Origin of the sequence: Actinoplanes sp. NPDC048791 (genome assembly GCF_040650095.1) — a bacterium.
In the GTDB taxonomy this organism is placed as follows: Bacteria; Actinomycetota; Actinomycetes; order Mycobacteriales; family Micromonosporaceae; genus Actinoplanes.
The window spans coordinates 1-5,340 of record NZ_JBEZGQ010000593.1; the positions used below are offsets into that span (position 1 = coordinate 1).

A 5,340-nucleotide genomic window follows, 5' to 3' on the forward strand; every position below is an offset into this window, starting at 1 on the left:
CTTCGTGCCGGTGAACACCGCCGACGACTGGCTGCACCTGGTCCTCGGCCTCGGCATGATCGGGCTGGGCCTGGCCCTGTCCCCCAAGGCCGTCCGCCGCTAGTCCCCCGTCCTCCCGGACACAAAGGAGCCGGGTCGCCTCCGTGGCGACCCGGCTCCTCGGCTTTCCCGGTGGTGCTCAGTCGAGTGCTCCCTTGACCTTGTTGACCACGTTGGCCAGACCCTGGGCGTGCGCGCCGGCACCGGTGCCCGGCTTGCCCTTGCCCATCGAGCCGTCGTAGGTGACGTACAGCTTCGGGTCCGGGGCCGGGCCGAGCGGCTTGTCGTCGGTCAGCGGCTGCGCGTCCGGCACGTACTCGAGCTGCTCCTCCGGGTTGAGCAGGCTCGGGCCCTGGGCCCAGCGGCCCTCGCCCGCGGTGCTGGCCGGGTCGAAGCTGTAGAACGTCCGGCGGGCGAAGTCCTTCTCGTCCTCACCGTTGGAGTTCTCGATGCCGCTGTCGGTGAGACCGTCCTCGATCAGCTGCTCGATGCCCAGCAGCCACTGCTGCTGGTGGTAGGTGTCCCGGGCCAGGTTGAACTGCAGCATGTCCTTGACCCCGCGGTCGTCGGTCATGTTGTAGACCCGGCTGGTCATCAGCCGGCTCTGCGCCTCGGCGGCCACGTTGGACCGGAAGTCGGTGAGCAGGTTGCCGCTGGCGGCGATGTAGCCGGCGTTCCACGGCACGCCCTGCGAGTCGCGGGGCAGCGCGCTGCCGCCGCTGACGATGGCGTGCTGCGGGCTCTGCCCACCCAGCACCGCGGCGAGCAGCGGGTTCGCGGCGGCGGCCTTCTCGGTCGCCTCGGCCGGCGCGCCCTCGAGCAGCCGGGCCAGCATGGTCGTGAGCATCTCCACGTGACCGATCTCCTCGGTCGCGATGTCCATGATCATGTCCTTGTACTTGCCCGGCACCCGGCAGGACCAGCCCTGCCACAGGTACTGCATCATCACGGTCATCTCACCGAACTGGCCACCGACCAGCTCCTGCATCTTCGCCGCGAGCAGAGCGTCCGGCTTCTCGGGCTTGGCCTGGAACTGCAGGTAGTCGACGTGCTTGAACATCAGAACCTCCATAGCGGTGGGATCGGCACGACGACTGAGCTACCCGGCCCGATGGCCCGGCCGGGCCCGGCCCCGGCCCTTCGGGGCCGACCGGTGGCCCGCCGCGCACACATGAACGGCCGCCGCGCGGGTAGGCGCAGCGCATGGCGAGACTTCTGCGTGCTCCCGGGCTCCTGCTCGGCATCGGCCTCGGCGGCTTCGTCGACGGCATCCTGCTGCACCAGCTTCTGCAGTGGCATCACCTGCTGACCGGCACCGACTCAGACCGCATCGGCGTGCGCTACTACTCCCCGGACACCGTCGAGGGTCTGCGGATGAACACCTTGTGGGACGGGCTCTTCCACGTCGTGACGTGGCTGTTCGTGCTCGGCGGGATCGGGCTGCTCTACTCGCGGGTCACCCGCGACCGGCGGGCCGCCTGGACGTCGCGCGCGCTGTGGGGCTGGATGCTGGCCGGGTGGGGCCTGTTCAACCTGGTCGAGGGCATCATCGATCACCAGATCCTGGGTGTGCACCACGTGCGGGAGGGTGCCGACCGGCTGTGGTGGGACCTCGCGTTCCTGGCGCTGGGGGCGGTGCTGGTGCTCGCCGGCTGGGCCTTGCAGCGCGGCGCGGACGACCGCGTGCCGGTCCGGTGACGGGACACGTCCCCGGTTACGGGCTGCCCGTCCTCGTGCTGCTGATCGCCCTCGGCTACGAGTGGCAGAGCTTGCGGATCGCAGGCTGGAATGCCTGGCGGGGTGCCGCGTTCCAGACCGGTGCTGCCGTCCTGATCGTCGGGCTGGTCCTGCCGGTGCACGACTTCGCCGGGCACGCGCTGCAGCATCTGCTGGTGGCCATGGTGGCGCCGCCGGCTCTGGTGCTGGGTGCGCCGGTGACGCTGTTGCTGCGTACCCTCCCGGTCCGGACGGCCCGCCGCCTGACCCGCCTGCTGCGCAGCCGCCCGGCCCGGGCTTTGGCTCATCCGGTCGCCGCGCTGCTGCTGACTACGGGCGGCCTGGTGGTCCTCTACCTGACCCCGCTGTACGGCCGGATGCTCACCGACCCGACGTTGCACCAGCTGGTCACGATCCACTTCATCCTGTCCGGCTGCCTGTTCGCGTGGGTGGTCGCGGGTGCGGACCCGGCCCCGCACCGGCCGTCGGTGCTCGCCCGGCTGGTGCTGCTCGGGGTGGCGATCGCGGCCCACGCCACCCTGTCGCAGCTGCTCTACGCGGGCGCCTACGTCCAGGTCCCGGCGACCGTCGTGGACCGCCAGGCCGGTGCCACCCTGATGTACTACGGCGGTGATGTGGCCGAGCTGCTGCTCGCCTTCGCCGTGGTTCAGTCGCGCGCCGGAGTCAGCCCGGGAGGGCGGGGTGCGCCTGCAACAGCTTGGCCAGCAACGCCCGTAGCTGTTCCACCTCCGCGGCGGTCAGGTTGGCCGCGAGTTCGGCCTGAACGGTCTCGGTCAACCCTTGCAGATGCTCCAGCTGGTCCCGGCCAGCGTCCAGCAACGTCACGATGTTGCGGCGGCGGTCGGCCGGGTCGGTACCCCTGTCGATGTAGCCACCCTCGGACAAGCGGTTCACCACACTGTTGATGTCGTTGCGGTCCAATCCCAGCCGGCGACCGAGGTCGGCCTGGCTGACAGTGCCGTACTCCTCCAGCGCCGCCAGGACCGCGAAGTCGGCTCGCGCCGTCAACGGCATCCGCGTGGCGGTCAACCGGGAGCTCACCGTGTTGACCTTGTTCGCCTGCCAGCTGATCAGGGCGCGGAGCCGCGCCGGGGGGTTGATCGTCAGGTCGTCAGCCATGCCGCCATCCTAACGTTGTCGCTCCCAACGAAACGCAGTATGTTGGCCTAACCAACGTTGGTCAAAACAACGTTCTTAGGTTCCGGAGCAACTCATGACTACTGCAGATCCGATCGTTCTCCCGGGCCACCGCGTACTGGTTCCCGGCGGTACCGGTGCCGTCGGGGAGGGCGTCGTGCGCGCCTTTCTGGCCGCGGGAGCCGAGGTGATCGTGCCCACCCGGTCGAAGGAGCGTTCCGAGGAGTTCCGGGACCTGCTCGGCGCGGCGGCGGACGAGCACCTCCACCTGATCGTGCATGACTACACCACCTTCGCCGGCGCCGAGGACCTCGTCGAGCAGGTGGTGCGTTTCCGCGGGGGCCTGGACTCGGTGGTCGCTCCGATCGGCGGGTGGTGGCAGGGCCGCGGTCTCACCGAGATCACCGAAGGCGACTGGTCCGACGCGTTCACCGGCCTGGCCACGGCCCACATGGCCGTGCTGCGTGCCGCACTCCCACGCCTCGGCAGCACGGGCGCCTACACCGTCGTCGTGGGGGACTCCGCGACGTGGCCCGTCCCGCGCAGTGGCCTGGTGAGCATGGAGCAGGCCGCCGTGTTGATGATGCAACGGGTCGCGGCGGCGGAGGCCGGTGCGTCCCGGCGGGTGTATGCGATGGTCCTCGGACCCGTCACGAGTCGTCTCGCCGAGGGCACCATCGAGGCCAGGCAGGTCGGCGACGTCGCAGTCGCGATCTCCGCCGGCTCCGCCCCGAGTGCCTCGATCGGTGTGCACGACGCGGCCGAGGCCGAGAAGGCCATCAGCGCGCTGCGCACGCCGTTCCCGTCATGATGCCTGGCCCCGGCGGGTCAGCGCCTGGCCCGGCTGTGCCGCCGTACGGGGAAGGTGACAGGCCATGGTCGTCCTGGATTCCGCCGCCCAGCTCATGCTCCCGCTGCGCCGGCGTGCCGCGCGGGTGGCTCCGTGGTTCGGTCCCGCGTTCGTGGCCGCCATCGCCTACGCCGACCCCGGCAACTTCGCCACCAACTTCACCGGCGGGGCCACGTTCGGCTACCAGCTGGTCTGGGTGATCGTCGCGGCCAACCTGATGGCCATGCTGATCCAGTCGCTGTCGGCCAAGCTGGGCCTGGTGACCGGGCGCGACCTGGCCGAGCTGTGCCGTGAGCACCTGCCCCGGCCGGTGTCGCGCGGGCTGTGGGTGCAGGCCGAGCTGGTCGCCATGGCGACCGACCTCGCGGAGATCATCGGCGGGGCGCTGGCGCTCTACCTGCTCTTCGGGGTGCCCCTGCCGGTCGGTGGCCTGATCACCTGCGTGGTGGCCTTCGCCCTGCTGGGGCTGCAACAGCGCGGGGTACGCCGCTTCGAGTCGGTGATCGCCGGGCTGCTCGGCGTGATTCTGCTCGGTTTCCTCTACAACGCCTGGCGGGCCGGCGCCGACCCGGCCGGTGTCGCCGGCGGCATGGTGCCGTCCTTCGCCGGTGTCGACAGCCTGCTGCTGGCCACCGGCATCCTGGGCGCCACGGTGATGCCGCACGTGATCTACCTGCACTCGGCGCTGACCAAGACCCGTGCGGACGCGGCCGGCGCCGGACCGGGGCAGCTGCGGCAGGCGCTGCGCTATCAGCGGGTCGACACGCTGGTGGCGCTGGGTCTGGCGGGTCTGGTGAACCTCGCGATGCTGGTGATCGCGGCCCGGCTGTTCTTCGGTTCCGGCATCCCCGGCACCGACACCCTGGAGGGCATCCACGCCGGGCTCGGTCTCACCCTCGACCAGTACGCCGCGCTGGCCTTCGCCCTGGCCCTGCTCGCCTCGGGCTTCGCGTCCTCCAGCGTCGGCACGTACGCCGGCCAGGTGGTCATGCAGGGCTTCATCGGCCGCAGCATCCCGCTGACCCTGCGCCGGGCGCTGACCATGGCCCCGGCCCTGCTGGTGCTGATGCTCGGCGTCGACCCGACCGCCGCACTGGTCTGGTCGCAGGTGGTGCTGAGCTTCGGGGTGCCGTTCGCGCTGATCCCGCTGGTCTGGCTGACCCGGCGCCGCGACATCCTCGGCGAGCACGTCAACCGGCCGGTGACCACCGTCGTGGCGGCGATCGTCGCGGCCCTGATCGTCGCGCTGAACGTCTTCCTGTTGATCAGGACATTCACTGTTTCATGACGACTTGGCCGGGCAACCGCTCGCCATGTCAGTGCGTCAGAGGATCCCGGCACTGCCGGCCAGCGCCGCCGCCTCGGTGCGGCTCGACACCCGCAGCTTGCGCAGCAGGGTCGCCGTCAACCGCTTCACGGTCCGCTCCGAGACGTGCAACTGCAGAGCGATCTCCGTGGTCGTCGCCCCGGCCGCGATGAGCTGCAGCAGCTGCCGCTCCGGCGCGTCCAGATCGACCGGCGCCGGCCGGCTCGCGCGGCCCGGGCCCAGCTGCGCGCCGGGCAGTTCGGCCGGCTGC

6 protein-coding genes and 1 pseudogene are annotated in these 5,340 nt (G+C 70.8%); 4 read left to right on the forward strand and 3 right to left on the reverse strand.

Going from position 1 to position 5,340, the window contains the following annotated elements; translation table 11 throughout:
* Window positions 1-178: 178 nt before the first annotated feature.
* The gene (locus AB0C29_RS32010) at window positions 179-1,099 is read right to left on the reverse strand and encodes a manganese catalase family protein (RefSeq protein WP_360828072.1); all 921 of its coding nucleotides are present in this window, start codon (window positions 1,097-1,099) and stop codon (window positions 179-181) included.
* A 143-nt stretch (window positions 1,100-1,242) separates the two neighbouring features.
* On the opposite strand from AB0C29_RS32010, the gene AB0C29_RS32015 reads away from it, so the two are divergent.
* Together AB0C29_RS32015 and AB0C29_RS32020 are read left to right on the forward strand one after the other, a co-directional pair.
* The gene (locus AB0C29_RS32015) at window positions 1,243-1,737 is read left to right on the forward strand and encodes a DUF2243 domain-containing protein (RefSeq protein WP_360828075.1); all 495 of its coding nucleotides are present in this window, start codon (window positions 1,243-1,245) and stop codon (window positions 1,735-1,737) included.
* A 35-nt stretch (window positions 1,738-1,772) separates the two neighbouring features.
* A pseudogene (locus AB0C29_RS32020) lies at window positions 1,773-2,411 on the forward strand (cytochrome c oxidase assembly protein); the annotation flags it as partial.
* Window positions 2,412-2,439: 28 nt separating this feature from the next.
* Here the strand turns inward: AB0C29_RS32020 and AB0C29_RS32025 are convergent.
* Entirely contained in the window at window positions 2,440-2,895 is a 456-nt protein-coding gene (locus AB0C29_RS32025; protein WP_360828077.1) for a MarR family transcriptional regulator, read from the reverse strand.
* A gap of 94 nt (window positions 2,896-2,989) precedes the next feature.
* Between AB0C29_RS32025 and AB0C29_RS32030 the strand changes: the two genes are divergently transcribed.
* Both AB0C29_RS32030 and AB0C29_RS32035 read left to right on the forward strand, forming a co-directional pair.
* On the forward strand, window positions 2,990-3,724 hold the full coding sequence (locus AB0C29_RS32030; protein WP_360828080.1) for an SDR family oxidoreductase: 735 nt from the start codon (window positions 2,990-2,992) through the stop codon (window positions 3,722-3,724).
* 64 nt (window positions 3,725-3,788) lie between these two features.
* The gene (locus AB0C29_RS32035) at window positions 3,789-5,051 is read left to right on the forward strand and encodes an Nramp family divalent metal transporter (RefSeq protein ID WP_360828083.1); all 1,263 of its coding nucleotides are present in this window, start codon (window positions 3,789-3,791) and stop codon (window positions 5,049-5,051) included.
* Between the two features lie 36 nt (window positions 5,052-5,087).
* On the opposite strand, the gene AB0C29_RS32040 is transcribed toward AB0C29_RS32035, so the two are convergent.
* The coding region (locus tag AB0C29_RS32040; RefSeq protein ID WP_360828086.1) for a helix-turn-helix transcriptional regulator at window positions 5,088-5,340 on the reverse strand (253 nt) is incomplete at its 5' end.